The sequence below is a fragment of the Phreatobacter sp. genome, assembly GCF_016793595.1.
Classification (GTDB): domain Bacteria; phylum Pseudomonadota; class Alphaproteobacteria; order Rhizobiales; family Phreatobacteraceae; genus Phreatobacter.
The window spans coordinates 186,339-204,588 of the sequence record NZ_JAEULY010000004.1 but is presented as its reverse complement, the minus strand read 5'-3'; the positions used below and the strand labels follow the sequence as shown (position 1 = coordinate 204,588).

Genomic DNA, 18,250 nt, shown 5'->3' with positions numbered 1-18,250 from the left:
GAGGCACGATGGAGACCCCCGCCCAAAAGCTTCGCGCCCGGCTCGACCGGCGTCCGGTGCTGGTCGCGCCGGGCGTGATCGACCCGCTGACGGCGCAGCTTGCCGTCAATGCCGGCTTCGAAGCGCTCTATCTCACCGGCGCGGGCATCGCCTATACGCGGCTCGGCATGGCCGATGTCGGCCTGACCACCATGACGGAAGTCAGCGAGGTCATTGCCCGCATCGCCGACAAGGTGGACGTGCCGCTGATCGTCGACGGCGATACCGGCTTCGGCAATGCCATCACCGTTCAGCGCACCATCCGCTTCTTCGAGCGGGCCGGCGCGGCGGCGATCCAGATCGAGGACCAGACCTTTCCGAAGCGCTGCGGCCATCTGCGCGGCAAGGACGTGGTGCCGGCCGAGGAAATGGTCGGCAAGATCAAGGCGGCGGTGGACGCCCGGCAGAACGGCATGCTGATCATCGGACGCACCGATGCGGGCGCGGTGGAGGGTTTCGAGCGCGCCTTCGAACGCGCCGAACGCTATGCCGAGGCCGGCGCGGACATCATCTTCGTCGAGGCGCCGCGGACGCGCGACGAGCTGTCCGCCGTTCCGGCCAAGCTCGGCAATATCCGTCCGCTCATGGCCAACATGGTCGAGGGTGGCCGGACGCCGATGACCCCCGTCAGCGATCTCGAAGCCATGGGCTACAGCCTCGTCGTCTTCTCCGCCGGCGTGGTGCGCGCCATGGCCCGCAGCGCGCGCAGCTTCTACGACGCGCTGAAGGCGGACGGCACCTCCGATGCCGTGCGCGACCAGATGTACTCCTTCGACGAACTGGCCGAGATCGTCGGCACGACGGAATTGCTGGAGGCCGGCCGCAAATACGATCCGGCGGGGGGCGGCGCGTGACCCTCGACCCCGTCACGCTGGCGGTGCTGAAGGGCCGGCTGGAGCAGATCGCCGACGAGATGGACGCGACGCTCTACCGCTCCGCCTTCAACCCGATCATCGCCGAGGCGCGCGACGCCTGCCACGGCCTCTATCACCGCGAGACCGGCGACACGCTGGTACAGGGCACCAAGGGCCTGCCGATCTTCGTCGGCGCCATGGCCTTCGCGGTGAAGGCGGTGATCGACAAGGTGAGTGCGCAGGGCGGGCTGAGGCCCGGCGACACCTTCATCTTCAACGATCAATATGCCGGCGGCACGCATCTCAACGATTTCCGCCTGGTGCGGCCGGTCTTCCGCAACGGCGAGCTGTTCTGCTGGCTGGCTTCCGCCGGCCACTGGCTGGACATCGGCGGCAACGTGCCGGGCGGCTACAATCCGGTGGCGACGGAGAGTTTCCAGGAAGGCGTGCTGATCCCGGTCGTGAAACTCGCGGCCGGTGGCGAGATCCGGCAGGACATCCTCGACATTCTGGCCGCCAATTCGCGCCTGCCGAACTCCAACTGGGGCGACCTCAACGGCCAGCTCAACGCCCTCGACCTTGGCGAAAAGCGACTGAACGCGCTGCTGGACGAGCACGGCGAGGCGACCATCGATGCCGCCTTCGACGCCTTCTCCGCGCGCGCCGAGGCGCTGATGCGCGAGGCTGTGGCGGCGCTTCCCGACGGTACCTATTCGTTCGAGGACTGGCTCGACAATGACGGCATCGTCGACGAGCGGCTGACGGTCGCTCTCGACCTGACCATTGCCGGCGAGACGATGGTGCTGGATTTCTCGCGCTCCTCGCCGCCCTGCGCCGGCCCCATCAACATTTCGACGCCGACCAGCATCGCCGCCTGCTACGTCGCGCTGAAACACGTCTTCACCGACGTTCCCGCCAATGCCGGCTGCCTGAGGCCGATCACCTTCATCATCCCCGAGACCACGCTGCTCGGCGCGAAGGCGCCGAAGCCGATGGCGGGCTATACCGAGACCATCCTGCGGCTGATCGGCGTCGTCTTCGGCGCGCTGGCGAAAGCCGTGCCGGAGCGGGCGACCGCCGGGCCGTTCGGCACGATCAACGCCCTCTCCATGGCCGGTCATCGGGCGAACGGCGCGCGCTGGGTCATGTTCAACTTCTTCGGCGGCGGTCTCGGCGGCAATCCCGAGAGCGACGGGCTGAACCACGCCAACAACCCGATTTCCACCGCCACCATGCCGCCGGTCGAGATTCTGGAGGCGGCCTATCCCGTACTATTCACGCAGTGGGCGCTGCGCCCGGATTCAGGCGGCGCCGGCGTCCATCGCGGCGGCCTCGGCGCCATCTACGAGATCGAGGTGCTGGACGAGCGCGGCGCGGAGGTCTTCCTGCTCGGCGAGCGCGGCCGCTATGCGCCCTTCGGCGTCAATGGCGGCGGCGAGGGCGCGCTCAACCGCTTCTCATGGGATGACGGCGGCACAACCGGCACGCCGCCCATGGCGTCGAAAGTGACGGGCGTGAAGCTCTCGCAGGGTGGCAAGGTGCGGTTGGAGACACCCGGCGGCGGCGGCTTCGGCGACCCCGCCGCGCGGGATCAGGCGGCGAGGGACCGCGACGTCAGGCTCGGCTATCTGACGGGAGCCCCGGCATGACCACTCTCGTCGGCGTCGATGTCGGTGGCACCTTCACCGACCTGTTTTTCATGGACGAGGCGACGGGCACGTTCTGCACCGCCAAGGTGCCGTCGAACCGTGGCGACGAGGCCGTGGGGTTCCTGGAGGGCCTCAAGACCTTCGGCGCGCTGTCGGCCCTCGGCTCCATCGTCCACGGCACGACGGTCGGCACCAATGCGCTGCTCGAGCGCAAGGGCGCCGTGATCGGCGTCATCACCACGGCCGGCTTCCGCGACGTTCTGGAAATGCGCCGCCGCGACCGCCGCAACACCTGGGGCCTGTGGGGCGACTTCACGCCGATTGCCGACCGCGACCTGCGCGTGGAAGTCGCCGAGCGGACGCTGGCTGACGGCGCGGTGCGGCAGGCGGTCGATCCCGCGGAGGTCGCGAACGCGGCGAAAGCGCTTGCTGACAAGGGCGCGACCGCGCTCGCCATCGTCTTCGTCAATGCCTACGCGAATCCCGCCAACGAGCGCGCCGCCGCAGAGGCTGCGCGGGCTGTCTGGCCGAACGAGCATGTCTCGGTCTCGTCGGAGATCCTGCCCGAGATCCGCGAGTTCGAGCGAGCCTCCACCACCGCGCTCAACGCCTATCTCCAGCCTGTCGTCGGCTCCTATCTCGCCAAGCTGGAGGCCGCGCTGGCGAGCGAGGCTTTCAGCGGCGCGTTCCACATCGTCCAGTCGAATGGCGGTGTCATGTCGACGGCCACCGCGCGCCGGCTGCCGGTGCGCACGGCGCTGTCGGGTCCGGCTGCCGGCGTCATCGCGGCAGCTGAAATATCGAAGGCCGCCGGCTATCCCGACATCATCACCGGCGATCTCGGCGGCACCTCCTTCGACGTGTCGCTGATCTCAGGCGGCGAGGCGGCGCTGGCCGCGCAGACCACCATCGATTTCGGCCTCGTCATTCGTTCGCCGATGATCGAGATCACGACGATCGGCGCCGGCGGCGGCTCCATCGCGCGGGTCGATCGTGGCGGATTTCTCGAGGTCGGGCCGGAAAGCGCGGGATCGCGGCCGGGGCCGGTCGCCTACGGACAGGGCAATGATCGCCCGACCCTGACCGACGCCAACCTCGTGCTCGGCCGTATCAATGCCGACAGGCCCATCGGCGGCAAGCTCGCCCGGCTCGATGTCGAGGCCGCGCGGGAAGCGCTCGCGAAACATGTCGGCGACCCGTTGGGATTGTCGCCGGAGGCAGCGGCCGAGGCCGTCGTCCGCGTCGCCGATGCGCGCATGGCCGGGGCGATCCGCCTCGTTTCCATCGAGCGCGGTCACGATCCCGGCCGCTTCGCCTTCGTGCCCTTTGGCGGCGGCGGCGCGCTGCATGCCGGCGCGCTCATTGCGGATATCGGGCTGAAAGCGGCGCTGGTGCCGCGTTTTCCCGGCGTGACCTCAGCCATGGGCTGCGTCATGGCCGATATCCGCCACGATCAGGTCCAGACCCTCAACCTGACGCTGGACGGGCTCGATGCGGCTGGTCTCGATGCCCGGATGGCGGCGGAGGGCGCGGCGGCGCGCGCAGTGGTCGAAGGCGCGGGGCTGACCGTCGGGCGCATCGATGTCGTCTACGAACTCGACATGCACTATCTCGGCCAGACCCATACGGTGCCGGTGCCCCTGCCGGTGACGCTGGATGGCGGCCGCACCGGCATTACCGGGGAGATCGTCCGCGAGGCGTTCGAGGCGGCCTATTCGCGTGCCTTCTCGCGGCTTCTGCCCGGTCTCGGCATCCGCATCGTCAATCTGCGCACCGCCGCCATTGGCCGGCGGCCGGCCATCGACCTTGCGGCGCTGGCGCCGGACGCCTCCGCCTCGGTGGCGAAGGCCCGCACTGGCGCCCGCAAGGTCTGGTTCGGCGGCTGGACGGAGGCCGCCGTCTATGCCCGCCTCGACCTGCCGGTCGATGCCCTCGTCGAGGGCCCGGCCGTGCTCGAACAGCCCGATGCGACGACGCTGGTGCCGCCGGGCCAGCGCGCGCGTGTCGACCGCTTCGGCAACCTCGTTCTGGAGCGCGCCTGATGGATATGGCCAGGACAGCCCTGTTGATCTGCGACCTGCAGAACGACTTTCTCCATCCGGACGGCGCCTATGGTCGTGCCGGCCAGTCCGCGCCGGAGATAGCGGCGGTGCCGGCGCGCGTGAAGCCGCTCGCCGACCTGATCCGGGCGAAGGGCGGCTGGATCGTCTCGACCCATTTCACGCTGGTACCGGGCAGGGGCGGCGAGCCCTTCATCTCCGACCATCTGAAGACGCTGCGGCCGTTCCTGAAGAAGGGCGACTTCGTACCGGGCTCGTGGGGCCACGACATTGTGGGCGCGCTTCAGCCGATCGACATGAAGGTGGAGAAGGTCGCCTATTCCGCCTTCTACATGTCGCGGCTGGAATGGGTGCTGCGGAAGGCCGGCGTCGACCATCTCATGGTCTCGGGCATCGTCACCAATGGCGGCGTTGCCTCGACCGTCCGCGACGCCCATGTGCGCGACTTCCACGTGACGGTGATCGAGGATGGGTGCGCGGCCTTCTCGGCCGGCGTTCATGCCGAAGCCATTGCCGGGCTGAAACCGGTCGCACGGATCGCGACGGTCGCGGAACTGATGAAGGAGATCGGGGCCTGATGCCCCGCGTGCTGATCGACGACGGGCCGTTCGACTTCACCGTCCCGGTCGCCATCGTCGGCAGCGGCGCGGCGGGGCTCTGCGCAGCGCTTGCCGCGAGGGAAGCCGGCGTCGATCCCGTCATCTTCGAGCGCGATGCCCTGCCGCAGGGCTCGACGGCGCTCTCGGCTGGCCTGATCCCCGCACCCGGAACCAGGGCGCAGAAGGCGGCCGGCATCACGGACAGCGTGGAGCTGTTCGCGCGCGACATTCAGGCCAAGGCGCATGGCGAGGCTGATCCCGTCGTGCTGAAGACCGTGGCGGGGGGCGCGGCGCCAGCCATCGACTGGCTGAGCGACCAGCACGGCCTCGCCTTCACCGTGGTCTCGGACTTCTCCTATCCCGGTCATTCCGCCCGGCGCATGCATGGGCTCGCCTCGCGCTCGGGCGCGGAGCTGATCGACCGGCTGCGCGCGGCTGCCGAAGCCGCAGGTATCGATATCGTCACGGGCGCCCATGTCACGGCGCTGGTGGCCGACGCGAAGGGCAGGGTGCGCGGCCTCGTCGTGACCCGCCCCGACGGGACGACGGAGCGGATCGGTTGCGGCGCGCTCGTGCTCGCCTGCAACGGCTATGGTGGCAACAAGACGCTCGTCGCCGAGCACATTCCGGCGCTGAAGGACGCGCTCTATTTCGGCCATCCCGGCAACCAGGGCGACGCGGTCCTGTGGGGCGCGGCGCTGGGCGCGGAGCTGAAGCACATGAGCGGCCATCAGGGCCATGGCTCGGTCGCCCATCCCCACGGCATCCTGATCACCTGGGCGACCATGACCGAAGGTGGCTTCCAGGTGAACGCCTCCGGCGAGCGCTTCTGGAACGAGGCGTCGGGCTATTCGGAGGCGGCCCTCGCCGTGCTTGGCCAACCCGGCGGCATCGCCTTCGACATTTTCGACGCGCGGATCGCCGCCATCGCCCGCCAGTTCGAGGACTTCCGCCGGGCCGAGGCGGCGGGCGCCGTGGTTGAAGCGGAATCATCGGATGAACTGGCGCGGCGTCTCAGCATTTGCTCCCAAGTGATTCGCGCGACTCTCGAATCCGTCGCCGACTTCAAGCGACGTGGCGGAATCGATTTGTCAGGACGCGACTGGTCCGGCGTGGCGCAGCTCGAACCGCCCTATTGCGCCGTGAAGGTCACGGGCGCGCTGTTCCACACGCAGGGCGGCCTTGCCGTGGACGGCCGCGCGCGCGTGCTGAAGGTCGGCGGCGAGCCGCTGCCCAATCTCTTCGCGGCAGGCGGCGCGGCGGTGGGGGTGTCCGGCCCCGATGCCTCCGGCTATCTTTCCGGCAACGGCCTTCTGACGGCGGTGGTGCTCGGACGCATCGCTGGCGGGGAGGCGGCCCGCCTCGCTCTTGCCTCCTGCTGAGAAGCCCATGCCCGCCGATCCGAAATCGCTCAGCCAGATCATCGCCCGCGTCCGTGCGACGCCCCCCGCGAGCCACCCCGACGACTGGATGGCCGCCGCCTGTCCGGATGCGACGCCGGCCGAGCGGGTGAAGCTTCGCGCGGCGCTCGCCAAGGCCCCGGAGCCGGATTTCGCGCGCGATGCGAAGCGTATCCCGGCGCTCCAGAAATGGCTGAAGAAGGAGGGGCTCGCGGCTTTCCTCGTGCCCCGGGCCGACGAGCATCAGGGCGAGTACATCGTCGCACGGGCCGAGCGGCTGAAATGGCTGACCGGTTTCACCGGTTCGGCCGGCTTCGCCGTGGTCATGCAGAAGGAAGCGGCGCTGTTCGTCGACGGCCGCTACACCTTGCAGGCGCCTGCCGAGACCGATGCCTCGGTCATCGAATGCCGGCATTTCCGCAAGCCCCCGGCGACCGAATGGCTCGCTGGCAAGCTGAAGAAGGGCGATCGCGTCGGCTTCGATCCGCGCATCACGCCGGTCCGCGAAGCCGAGCGCTGGCGGGCTGCGCTGGAAAAGGCGGGTGCTGAGCTGGTGCCGCTGGCGGAGAACCCGGTCGACCGGCTGTGGGCCGACCAGCCCGGCGATCCCTTCTCCGCCATTCGCCCCCAGCCGCTGAAGCTCGCGGGGGAATCCAGCGCCGACAAGCGCGGCCGGCTCGGTGAGGAGATCGCCCGGCGCGGCGCCGGAGCGAGTGTGCTCAATCAGCTCGATTCCATCGCCTGGGTGTTGAACGTGCGCGGCGGCGATACGCCCGCGACGCCGCTCGTGCAGAGCTTCCTGATCCTCGCCGCCGATGGCCATGCCACCTGGTTCGTCGATTCCGCCAAGCTGACGGCGGGCCTCGCCGCCGGGCTCGGCAACGGCGTGACCATCCGGCCCATCGAGGCCTTCGCCGACGGGCTGAAGGACCTTGCCCGCAAGACGGTCTCCATCGAGCCCGATACCGCCACCGCCTGGATCGAAGCAGCGCTGAAAGATGCCGGCGCGACCGTCATCCACGGAGCGGATCCGGCCGTGCTGCCCAAGGCGCGCAAGAATCCGGTGGAGCTTGCCGGCACGCGCAGGACTCATATCCGCGACGGCGCGGCCATGGCGCGCTTCCTGTCCTGGATCGACCGGGAGGCGGAGGGGCTGGACGAGTTGCAGGTCATGGCGAAGCTTGAGGATATCCGCGGCGCGGATGCGCTGCACCGTGGCCCGAGCTTCACCACCATCGCGGGTTCCGGCCCGAACGGCGCCATCGTGCACTATCGCGCATCGGCCGAAACCACGCGGCCGGTCGAAGCAGGCACCTTTCTGCTGGTCGATTCCGGCGCGCAATATCTCGACGGCACCACGGACATCACGCGCACCGTGCCGATCGGCCGCGTGCCGAAACGACTAAAGGAGCATTTTACGCTGGTGCTGAAGGGCCATATCGCGGTCGCCACCGCCCGCTTTCCCAGCGGTACCGGCGGCATCGCCATCGACGCCTTCGCGCGCCGCGCGCTCTGGCAGGCAGGCCTCGACTTCGACCATGGCACCGGCCACGGCGTTGGCGTCTATCTCGGCGTCCACGAGGGGCCGGGCCGCATCTCGCCCCTGTCGCAGGTGCCGCTGGAGCCGGGCATGATCCTGTCGAACGAGCCCGGTTACTACGAGACGGGGTCGCACGGCATCCGGATCGAGAACCTGCTGGTGGTGCGGGAGAGCGCGAAGGCAGGCTTCCTCGAGTTCGAGACCATCACCTTCTGCCCCATCGACCGGCGCGCCATCGACGTGAAGCTGCTCGACGTGGCCGAGCGCCGCTGGCTGAACGCCTATCACGCCAGGGTCTGGAAACTCCTGTCGCCGGCGCTCAAGGGGGCGGAGAGGGCCTGGCTGAAGCGAATGACCGCAGCGATTTGAGGCGTTAAGCCCTGAGATTGTGCCCGTGACGTTGCGTAAGTTGCGGGAATTTCTGGGTTTTCTGGCGATAGGCCGTCTTTCAATACCGTTTGTTAACCCACTCCCACGGATGGTCCCCACGTCATTAACCTTCGGGACCCCCATGCGCTTCTTCAATCGCCTCCCGCTTGCAGCAAAGGTTGCCGGCCTCTCCGCGCTGATGATTTTGGCGGTCGCCTCGGCGGCCGGCTTCTATGCCCTGAACCAGATCGATGCGCGCATGGACGCCATCGTCGAGGGGCAGATCACCGAACGCACGGTGGCGATCTCGAAGGCGGTGGAACTGGGCCTCGCCGGTGGCAAGATGGAGCGTGACGCCCAGGGCCGCGTGCTGCGCATCCGGGCGAACGCACTGTCGGCGGAGGGCGACCATCGCATCGTCGATCATGCGAGCGATTCCTCCAGCATGTTTCGCTTCGACGCGGCCACCGGCGATCTGATCCGCCATTCGAGCTCGGTCAAGGACCCGCAGGGCAATCGCGTGGTCGGAACGCGTATCCCGGCTGCCTCGCGCATCGCGCAGTCGGTGTCGCGCGGGGAGGTGGTGACCGATCACATCGTCGTCGGCAATGTGGCGCGCATCGCGCGCTATACCCCCATCGTCACCGCCGACAACAAGGTGCTTGGCGCGATCGGCGCCGGCATCAGCCGCGCCGACGCCGAGGCATCCGCCGCCGCGATGCGGCAGGGCGTGCTCATCGCCCTGGGGCTGCTGATCGTCGCCGCCGCGGCCGGCGTGTTCGTGCTGCTGACCCGCTTCCTGAAGCCGGTCCGCGAAGCCGCCGACGCCATCAACGGGCTCGCCGAGGACAAGGCGGTCGAGATGACGAAATATGCCGGCAGGCAGGATGAGATCGGCCTGATCGCCCGCGCCGTCGACAGTCTCGCCCGCAGCCTTGCCGAGCGCGCAGCGCTGCGCGCCGCCGAGGACCAGCGCATCGCCGCCGAAGGCACGCGCCGGGCGGCCATGGAAGCGGCCATTGCCGAATTCGACACCGCCATCGGCTCGGTCATGGAGCGTGTCGCCTCGCGCGCCGTCTCCGTCACGGGTTCGACCGATACGGTCGCGGCCTCCGGCGATGCGGCCGAGGCCGGTGCGCGCGACACCGTTCAGGCCACGGAAGAGACGCTTCAGCGCGTCACCGGCATTGCCGGCGCGACCGAGGAGCTGAACGCCGCCATCGTCGAGATCCGCCGCCAGACGGAAGAGGCCATGACCGTGTCGACGGAAGCGACGCAGGCCGTGGAATCGGCTTCCGCCGACGTGTCGGGCCTCGCCGCGACGGCCGAGAAAATCGGCGAAGTGGTGGAACTGATCCGCGCCATCGCGGAGCAGACCAACCTGCTCGCGCTCAACGCCACGATCGAAGCTGCGCGCGCGGGCGAGGCGGGCCGCGGCTTCGCGGTGGTGGCGAGCGAGGTGAAGCAGCTCGCATCCCAGACCGCCCGCGCCACCGAGGATATCGGCGCGCAGGTCTCCGCGATCCAGCAGGCGACCGGGCGCACCGTCAACTCGATGACCAACATCACCGACACGGTGGTCAAGATGCGCCGCGCCAGCGAGGCGATCTCCAGCGCCATCGACCAGCAGGCGCAGGCGACGCAGGAAATCGGCGTCAGCGTCGAGGGCACGGCCTCCGTCGCCCAGACGGCTGGCCGCTCGATCGGCGAAGTGTCCGAGCGCCTGCGCGCGGTCGGCCATGCGGTCGGCGCGCTGAACGACGTCGCCCGCGGTCTGGAAACGGACGTCGCGGGGCTGCGCCAGTCGGTCGGCACCTTCCTCCAGGAGGTCAAGGCGGCCTGAGCCGCATCCGAACGCCGGAATGACGAGGCCCGCCGCGGTGAACGCGGCGGGCCTTTTCCGTTCAGGAGGCTCGCGTCAGGCGGCGAAGGCCTGCTCGACGGCGGCGGCCATGCGCAGCATGCGGCGATCCTGTCCCGCGAGCGCCGTCATCATGAAGCCGACGGGAAGGCCTTTGGCGTCGGGGCAGGGGATCGAGATGCCGGTGAAAGTGAAGATGTTGCCGACAGTCGTGTTGCGCAGCATCAGGCCGTTGGCGGTCCAGAACTGCTCGTCGGAGGCGATCAGGTCCGAGATCTTCGGTGCGCGGATCGGCGTCGTCGGCAGGATCAGCGCATCGATGTCGGCGAGACGGTCGCGCATCCGGGCGACGAGTTCGGCGCGCCGGTTGACGAGGCGGATGTAGTCGGGCGCGTGGGCCTTCGCGCCGATCCGGATCCGCGCGAGCACGCGCGGGTCGAAGTCGCGGGCCCGCTCCTCCATCCATTCCGCATGAACGGCGGCGGCTTCCATGGCGACGAAGGGCGCCTTGGCCATGGCGTCGGCGAGGTCCTGGAGGAGGTCCTCGATCGAGATGTCGCTGACGCGTGCGCCGGCCCGCGTCAGGCGCGCGACCGCCGCCTCGAAGGCCTGCTCGACCTCCGGCTCGGTCTGGCCGAACAGCCGGCCACGCGGAATGGCGAGGCGGAGGCCGGCAAGGGGAGCAGCTTCCAGCACCCACGGCTCCTCGTCGGCGAGCACAGCATCGGCCGCGGCGCAGTCGGCCACGTTCATCGCCAGCGGGCCGATGGAATCGAGCGCATAGGACAGCGGGAAGGCGCCGGTGGTCGGAATGCGTCCGTAGGTCGGCTTGAAGCCGACGCAGCCGTTCAGCGCGGCGGGAATGCGGATCGAGCCGCCGGTATCGGAACCTAGGCCCATGCGCGCGGTACCCTCCGCCACGGAGACGCCGGCTGCCGAGGACGAGCCGCCGGGAACGCGACTCTTGTCGGCGGCGTTGCCCGGCGTGCCGTAATGCGGGTTGATGCCGATGCCGGAGAAGGCGAACTCGCTCATGTTCGTCTTGCCGATGATGACGCAGCCGGCGCGCCGCAGCCGCGACACGGTCGGCGCGTCGACCTTGGCCGGCGGCTGGCCGCGCAGGATGATCGAACCCGCCGTCGTCACTTCGCCGGCGACGTCGAACAGATCCTTGATCGAGATGACCCAGCCGTCGAGCGGCGACAGCTTCACGCCCGCGCGGGCGCGCGCGTCGGCCGCGTCCGCCTCGACCCTTGCCCGCTCGCCGTAGACCTTGGTGTAGGTCACCCGCCCATCGGAGTTGGGGTCGTCGATGCGGGCGAGGGCGGCTTCGAGCGTCTCGCGGACGGACTGGGGCATGGGGCACTCCGATGGCTTCATGGCCGCGACTGTTGGCGGTCGCGGTGCCGGTGGTCAAGGCTGATTGCCATGGGGCCGTGCGCCGCCATCCACGGGCGACGCGCGGCCCGGTCGATGGTCAGATGGCTTCCGTGCCGCACCACTCGGCGACGAACAGTGCCATCGACTTGGTCGCCTTGCGCAGGCTTTCGATGGAGAACCGCTCGTCGAAACCGTGGACCCGTTCGGCCGAGGGGCCGTAGTTGAGCGTCGGGATCTCGTCGAACAGCGCATAGACGCGCCCGTCCAGATAGGCCGGCGTCGTCGCTTCCTTCAGCGGCTCGCCCCAGGCGCGCTGGTGGGCGCGACCGAGCACGGCTTCCGCCTCGGAACCGGGCTGCAGGATATAGCCTTCGGTGGTGAAGCCGTTGAAGACGACCTTCGGCGGGTTGTTGGCGAGGAAGCGGTCCTCGCGCGCGGCCTTGGCGATGGTGTCCTCGATGGCGCGCATCATCGTCTCCGGCTTCTCGCCGGGGAAAATCGAGATGCGGCAGTCGACGGTGCACCATGCCGGCACGGAGGAGGCCCAGTCGCCGCCGGCGATCTTGCCGAAGTTCAGATTGATCGGATGCGGCTCGTCCTTGAAGATCGGATGATCCGGCGTCTTGGTGTTCCAGAAGGCCTCAAGCTCGCGCAGCTTGCGCATGACGCCGTAGGCGGCCTCGATGGCGTTCTGGCCGGAACCGGCCTCGCGGACGTGGACCGGATGGCCCTGCACGGTGAACTGGAACCAGACCACGCCGACATTGCCGCGGGTGATGCGGCCCTGGCTGGGTTCGGGGATGAGGGCGGCTTCCGCCTTGTAACCGCGCAGGTGGCACTGGAGAGCGCCGTTGCCGGTGGACTCTTCCTCGACCACCGACTGCACATAGACGGTTGCCGCCGGCTGGACGCCCGCCCGCTTCAGCGCGTCGAAGACCGCGACCATGGCGCCGTGGCCGGCCTTCATGTCGCCCGCGCCGCGACCATAGAACCAGTCTCCGTCGATGCGCGGCTCGTAGGGCGGCGAGGTCCACATCTCCTCGGGGCCCACCGGCACGATGTCGATATGGCCCTGCATGATCAGGCTGCGACCGGTTTCGTCCTTCGGCCGATGGATGCCGACCACGATGGGCGCGGTCGAATGGGTGGGCGAGAAGGGCGAACCGCCGGGATGGCGCTTGATCGCCTCCTCGTCCATGGCGAAGCGCTCCATGGCGAAGCCGCGCTTCCGCAATTCCTGAAAGAAGAAGTCCTGAACGGCATGTTCGTCGCCGCGCTGCGAGGGATAGCGCACCAGCGTCTTGAGATAGTCGAGCTGGGCGTCGAAACCGTCATCCACGGCTTTGACGATACGGTCGGCGAGAGCGGGATCGAGAGGCATGTGGCAGGGCTCCATTTGGCCGGCAGCCTAGCCGCGCCTCGGCGCGGGACAACCGCCGCGGCCGCAGCCGAGATGCGCCGGCGCGGCGTATCGCGGAGCGAGGCGGTTCAGCGCGATGTCCATCGGTCCTTGCTCGCGAGGCGCGGCGGCGGCAGTGTCTGGCTTTCCCTGAAATGCCGAGTCCACATCCATGAAAGCCGTCTTCACCGACCTGCACAAAGGCCACGACCCCAAGCGCTTCATTCTGCGCGGCAAATTCGCGCAGGGCGAGGAGCGGCCGGCGCGCGCCGAGCGGCTGACGGCCGGGCTGAAGGCGGGCAAGCACGAACTCGTGCCGGCGGAAGTTTTCGGGCAGGGGCCGCGGCTCGGCGTTCATTCTGTCGACTACCTGCGCTTCCTCGAAGAGGCGGCCGTCGAGTGGAAGACGCTTGCCGATGCCTCCGACGAGGTGCTGGGCAACGTCCACCCCGTCCGCCGGCAGGGCACGATGCCGGCCTCGCTCACCGGCCGGGCCGGCTGGTACATGCAGGACATGGCCTGCGGCATCGGCCCCGATACCTGGACGGCCGCCTCGTCGGCCACCGATGTCGCGGTAACGGCCGCGGAGTTTGTCATCGAGGGCGAGCGCGCCGCCTATGCGCTCTGCCGCCCGCCCGGCCACCATGCCTATCGCGACATGGCCGGCGGCCATTGCTTCATCAACAACACGGCGGTGGCGGCGCAGCACCTGCGCTCGGTTCATGACCGGGTGGCGGTGCTGGACATCGACATCCACCACGGCAATGGCACGCAGGAGATCTTCTACGACCGGCCGGACGTGCTGACCGTCTCGGTCCATGCCGATCCCTCGCGCTTCTACCCGTTCTTCTGGGGCTATGCCCACGAACGCGGCGAAGGGGCCGGCGAGGGCGCCAACCTCAACCTGCCGATCCCGGTCGGCTCCGGCGACGACGTCTATGTCGCGGCGGTCGAAGCCTCGGCGCGGACGATCCTTGCCTTCGCGCCGGGCACGCTGGTCGTTGCCCTCGGCCTCGACGCCTCGGCGGACGATCCCTTCGGCGGCGCCAAGGTGACGGCGGACGGCTTCCGGCGGGCGGGCGAGGCCATTGCCCGGCTCGGCCTGCCGACGCTGTTCGTGCAGGAAGGCGGCTATCTGTCCGACCAACTCGGTCCGAACCTGACCGCCGTGCTCGGCGGCTTCGAGGCGGCGGCCTGAGCGGACATTCGCGCGCTGCGCGGCGATCGGTTCACATGCGAACCGGAACAGGAGCGGGGTCATGACGGACGAATCGACGATCACCTGCCCGCTTTGCGGCCACCGCGCGACCGAAGCGATGCCCAAGGACGCCTGCCAGTTCTTCTACCGCTGCAGCGGATGCGGCGAACTGCTGCGACCGAAGGCCGGCGACTGCTGCGTGTTCTGTTCCTACGGCGACGTGCCGTGCCCGCCGATCCAGTCGGCGGCATCGGCGGGAACGGAAAGCTGCTGGCGGCCGGCGGTTCCCTAGCGGCGCGGGGCCCACGATGCGACCGGAGGGCAGGGGACCGCTCGATTCGCTCTACTTCGCCTATCCGCATTTCGCCGCGCGGCGCGCGCCGGAGCAGGACGGCGCCGCCGCAATCCATCCGGTGGTGATCGTCGGGGCGGGTCCGGTCGGGCTGACCGCCGCGCTGACGCTGGCGAAATACGGCGTTCGGTCTGTCGTGCTCGACGCCAAGGCGACGTTCAATGACGGCAGCCGGGCGATCTGTGTCGCCCGGCAGAGTTTCCACATCCTGGAGCAGGTGGGGGCGGTCGCGCCCTTCCTCGCCAAGGCGCTCGGCTGGACCACCGGCCGCAGCTTCTATCGCGGCGAGGAGATCTATCGGTTCGACATGCCGGATTCGGACCACGAGAAGTTCCGGCCGATGTACAATCTGCAGCAGCAGTACATCGAGCAGTTTCTCCACGATGCCTGCGTCGCGACCGGACTGGTCGACCTGCGCTGGCAGAGCACCGTGGTCGGCATCGACAGCCGGCCGGACGGCGCGACGCTGGCGGTGGAGACGCCGCTCGGCGGCTATTCGCTCCGGGCCGCCCATGTCCTCGCGGCCGATGGCGCGCGCAGCGCCATCCGCTCGCAGCTCGGCCTGCGGCTGAAGGGCGAGAACTACGAGGGCCGCTACGTCATCGCCGATGTCAGGATGGACCACGCCTATCCGACCGAACGGCGGGCGCTGTTCGAGCCGGCCTCCAACCCCGGCGGCACCGTCCTGATCCACCGGCAGCCGGACGACATCTGGCGGATCGACTACCAGTTGCGCGACGGCGAGAACCCGGACGAGGCGATCGGCGAGGCGAACATTCGCACCCGGGTAGGCGCCATCCTCGCCGAGATCGGCCATCAGGGCCCCTGGGAACTGGAATGGTGGTCGATCTACACCGCCAACACGCTGGCGCTCGACGATTATCGCCACGGCCGGGTGACCTTCATTGGGGACAGCGCCCATATCGTGCCGATCTTCGGCGTGCGGGGCCTCAATAACGGCCTCGCCGATGCCCAGAACATCGGCTGGAAGCTCGCCTATGTCCTGAAGGGACAGGCGGGCGAGGCGCTGCTCGACAGCTACACGCCGGAGCGGCGCGGCGCGACGCTCGACGTCTTCGCCAATGCGGGGAAGAGCGCGCGCTTCATGACGCCGCCGACGCGTGGGCACCGCCTGGTGCGCGAGGCCGTGCTGTCGCTGGCCGCGACCGAGGCTTTCGCGCGCGATTTCGCCAACCCGCGCCAGATGCAGCCGCACACCTACGCGGACAGCCCATTGACCCCCTATCCGGCGCGCGACGGGGCGTTCTCCGCGGGGCCGGCTTCCGGTGCCGCGCTCGCCAACGTCCGGCTGCCGGACGGGCGCTTCCTGAGCGACCTGGTGGGCGCGGGGTTCACCGCGCTGGTCTTTGCCAATGGCCCCGTGACGGATTCGGTTGGCGCGTTGCTTGAAGCGCTCGCCGCTCGCGATTCGCTGTTCCGGGCGGTCGTGGTCGGAGAGGCCGGTGACCTGCCGGCAGGCACGGTCAGGATCGGCAACGGCGGTGACCTTGCAGAGCGCTACGGCGCGACGGGAGGGGCTGTCTATCTCATCCGTCCGGATCTGCATGTCGCGGGGCGCTGGAAGACGCTTGTGCCGGCTGAAGTCGTTTCGACGCTCGATGCCTGTCTCGGGAGGACCGCATGAACCATCCAGCCGAACCGCGATCTTCCGGAGACATGGAAAGCGCCTACGAGCAGCTGGCCGCGGCGATCGACCGCGCCGGTCCGAAGGACGAAGCGCTTTTCCTCACGCGGCTGGCGATGGTCATGGTGCATCGGGCCGGCGCCGCAATCGACCTCGCCGCCTGCATCGAGGCGGCGCAGGGCGAGGGAGAGCGTCGCCCCGTCGCGGCATCCTGATCGGTTCCGCCCTGCACCCGCCGTAATCGCGGCGTCAGGTGCACCTCGTGAACGCGGGAGACTGCCATGAAGCTGCTGCGCGCCTTTCTTGTGGCTCTTGCCGCCCTTGCCGCCCTGACCAGTGCCGCCGCCGCGCGCGTCGATATTCGCTTCGTCCAGCCCGAGCGCTTCGTCGATGAGGATTTCCGCAACAGCTACACGCGCGAGCGGTTGGTCGCGGAGTTCGGCCGCTTCCTGAAGACCGAGGGCGCACGCCATGTCCGGGCCGGGCAGACCCTGCGAATCGAGGTGCTCGACATCGACCTCGCCGGCCGGAACCAGCCCTTCGCCTCGCGGCTCGGCGATGTCCGGGTCATGCGCGAGATGTCGCCGCCCAGCGTCAGGCTGCGCTACGTGCTGGAGGAGCGGGGCAGGGTGGTGGCGCGCGGCGAAGAGACGCTGCTCGACTGGAACTACCTGTCGAATGTCCGCGCGCGCAATTCCAGCGAGTGGCTGCCTTATGAGAAGGCCATGCTGCGCGACTGGTTCCGCCGCCGCTTCGGTGAAGCGCGGCCGTCGGCGCGCGGCTAGGACCGCTATGCCAGCCGCCCCTTCGCGGCGAGCCAGGGCGCGGCCGGGCTGTTGAGGCCGAGCAAGGCGGGGATGACCCTGCGTTGGACGAAAGAATGGCCGAGCAGCGGTGACAGGACGAGGCGCAGAAAGAGCTTTCGCCAGCGTGCCTTCGAGGCGAGGAAGCTGGTGGGAAGGCTGGTCATCCGCAGCACCTCCGCGCCAACCGGATGGCGCGCCTGCGTATAGCCATCACTGCGACCCTCGGCGAGCATCCAGGCGAGCCAGCAGGCGTCCTCGATGCCGAGATTCATGCCGCGCCCGCCGATCGGCGAATGGATGTGGGCGGCGTCGCCGGCGATGAAGACATTGCCCTTCTGATAGGTTTCGGCCTGCCGGTAGCTGATCCTGAACGCCGATTGCCAGATGACGTCGCCGGCCTTCGCGCCGTCCGGCAGGACCGAGAGCGTGTCGGGCCGCGTCGAGATGAACCGGCCGAAGCCTTCGCCCATCGGAATGAAGGCCAGCACGTGGTCGTCGCGGAACATGCCGACCGCCTTGTCCCAGAGGTGGGGCCAGTCCTTGAAACGAATGTCGGCGAGCCCGAATTCCTGTTGTTCGCTGGTGCCTGGAAAGCCGATGCCCATGGCCTTGCGGACGAAGGAATGCGATCCGTCCGCGCCGATCAGCGCCTCGTAGGGCGCGCCGTTGGCGACGATGCCCGTCCCGTCGGTATCGAGGCTCTCCAGCGGGGTGTGCCAGCCGACGGCGACGCCGCGTTCCGCCAGCGCGTCGATCAGCAGCTTCTCGGTCTCGGATTGCGGATAGCTCAGCAGGAAGGGGTAGGGGCTGCCGGCATTGCCCATGTCCAGCTGGACCAGCGGCTGGTCGCCGTCCATCAGCAGGAACCCGTCGACCCTGTGTCCCTTCGCGAGCAGTTGTCGGGTGACGCCGCTCGGGGCCAGCAGCGCCAGCGTGCGCGGGTTGACCGCCAGCGCCCGCGATTCCGGCGTCGGCTCGCCGTCATTGTCGATGATCTCGGGCCGGAAGCCACGGCGCGTCAGTTCCAGCGCGGCGGCAAGGCCGACCGGGCCGGCGCCGGCGATCAGGATCCTGGCAGACTTGTCCATGGCCGCAGTCT

The 18,250-nt window shown here is 69.1% G+C and carries 15 protein-coding genes; 12 read left to right on the top strand and 3 right to left on the bottom strand.

What is annotated here, in order from left to right:
- Positions 1 to 8 precede the first annotated feature (8 nt).
- The 7 genes from JNK84_RS05055 (at position 9) to JNK84_RS05025 (ending at position 10,353) form a co-directional block, all read left to right on the top strand.
- The gene (locus tag JNK84_RS05055; RefSeq protein ID WP_293421206.1) at positions 9 to 893 is read left to right on the top strand and encodes an isocitrate lyase/PEP mutase family protein; all 885 of its coding nucleotides are present in this window, start codon (positions 9 to 11) and stop codon (positions 891 to 893) included.
- Positions 890 to 2,542: a hydantoinase B/oxoprolinase family protein gene (locus JNK84_RS05050; protein WP_293421204.1), complete on the top strand. Its 1,653-nt coding sequence runs from the start codon at positions 890 to 892 to the stop codon at positions 2,540 to 2,542. The genes JNK84_RS05055 and JNK84_RS05050 overlap by 4 nt, the downstream gene beginning before the upstream one ends.
- Positions 2,539 to 4,584: a hydantoinase/oxoprolinase family protein gene (locus tag JNK84_RS05045; RefSeq protein ID WP_293421202.1), complete on the top strand. Its 2,046-nt coding sequence runs from the start codon at positions 2,539 to 2,541 to the stop codon at positions 4,582 to 4,584. The genes JNK84_RS05050 and JNK84_RS05045 overlap by 4 nt, the downstream gene beginning before the upstream one ends.
- A 5-nt stretch (positions 4,585 to 4,589) precedes the next feature.
- Positions 4,590 to 5,180: a cysteine hydrolase family protein gene (locus JNK84_RS05040; RefSeq protein ID WP_293423478.1), complete on the top strand. Its 591-nt coding sequence runs from the start codon at positions 4,590 to 4,592 to the stop codon at positions 5,178 to 5,180.
- Positions 5,180 to 6,583 carry an FAD-dependent oxidoreductase gene (locus tag JNK84_RS05035; protein ID WP_293421200.1) on the top strand — a complete coding sequence of 468 codons (1,404 nt, stop codon included), beginning with the start codon at positions 5,180 to 5,182 and terminating at the stop codon, positions 6,581 to 6,583. The genes JNK84_RS05040 and JNK84_RS05035 overlap by 1 nt, the downstream gene beginning before the upstream one ends.
- 7 nt (positions 6,584 to 6,590) lie before the next feature.
- Positions 6,591 to 8,510 (top strand): aminopeptidase P family protein, encoded by a 1,920-nt coding sequence (locus JNK84_RS05030; RefSeq protein ID WP_293421198.1) that lies wholly within the window; start codon positions 6,591 to 6,593, stop codon positions 8,508 to 8,510.
- Between the two features lie 142 nt (positions 8,511 to 8,652).
- Positions 8,653 to 10,353 carry a methyl-accepting chemotaxis protein gene (locus tag JNK84_RS05025; RefSeq protein ID WP_293421196.1) on the top strand — a complete coding sequence of 567 codons (1,701 nt, stop codon included), beginning with the start codon at positions 8,653 to 8,655 and terminating at the stop codon, positions 10,351 to 10,353.
- A 75-nt stretch (positions 10,354 to 10,428) separates the two neighbouring features.
- Here JNK84_RS05025 and JNK84_RS05020 read toward each other — a convergent pair whose 3' ends face one another.
- Positions 10,429 to 11,730, bottom strand: coding sequence for an amidase (locus JNK84_RS05020; RefSeq protein WP_293421194.1), 1,302 nt, complete (start codon positions 11,728 to 11,730; stop codon positions 10,429 to 10,431).
- 118 nt (positions 11,731 to 11,848) lie between these two features.
- Positions 11,849 to 13,132, bottom strand: a complete 1,284-nt coding sequence (locus JNK84_RS05015) for an ArgE/DapE family deacylase (protein ID WP_293421192.1) — start codon at positions 13,130 to 13,132, stop codon at positions 11,849 to 11,851.
- Positions 13,133 to 13,322: 190 nt separating this feature from the next.
- Here JNK84_RS05015 and JNK84_RS05010 point away from each other — a divergent pair, with 190 nt between their 5' ends.
- From JNK84_RS05010 to JNK84_RS04990, 5 genes are all read left to right on the top strand, one after another.
- Entirely contained in the window at positions 13,323 to 14,348 is a 1,026-nt protein-coding gene (locus JNK84_RS05010) for a histone deacetylase family protein (RefSeq protein ID WP_293421190.1), read from the top strand.
- A gap of 61 nt (positions 14,349 to 14,409) precedes the next feature.
- Positions 14,410 to 14,640: a GDCCVxC domain-containing (seleno)protein gene (locus JNK84_RS05005; protein ID WP_293421188.1), complete on the top strand. Its 231-nt coding sequence runs from the start codon at positions 14,410 to 14,412 to the stop codon at positions 14,638 to 14,640.
- Between the two features lie 16 nt (positions 14,641 to 14,656).
- Entirely contained in the window at positions 14,657 to 16,345 is a 1,689-nt protein-coding gene (locus tag JNK84_RS05000; RefSeq protein WP_293421186.1) for an FAD-dependent monooxygenase, read from the top strand.
- Positions 16,342 to 16,560 carry a hypothetical protein gene (locus JNK84_RS04995; protein WP_293421184.1) on the top strand — a complete coding sequence of 73 codons (219 nt, stop codon included), beginning with the start codon at positions 16,342 to 16,344 and terminating at the stop codon, positions 16,558 to 16,560. The genes JNK84_RS05000 and JNK84_RS04995 overlap by 4 nt, the downstream gene beginning before the upstream one ends.
- A 66-nt stretch (positions 16,561 to 16,626) precedes the next feature.
- Complete coding sequence (locus JNK84_RS04990) at positions 16,627 to 17,130, top strand: DUF3016 domain-containing protein (RefSeq protein WP_293421182.1); 504 nt, start codon at positions 16,627 to 16,629, stop codon at positions 17,128 to 17,130.
- Between the two features lie 5 nt (positions 17,131 to 17,135).
- On the opposite strand, the gene JNK84_RS04985 is transcribed toward JNK84_RS04990, so the two are convergent.
- Positions 17,136 to 18,239: an FAD-dependent oxidoreductase gene (locus JNK84_RS04985; protein ID WP_293421180.1), complete on the bottom strand. Its 1,104-nt coding sequence runs from the start codon at positions 18,237 to 18,239 to the stop codon at positions 17,136 to 17,138.
- Positions 18,240 to 18,250 lie beyond the last annotated feature (11 nt).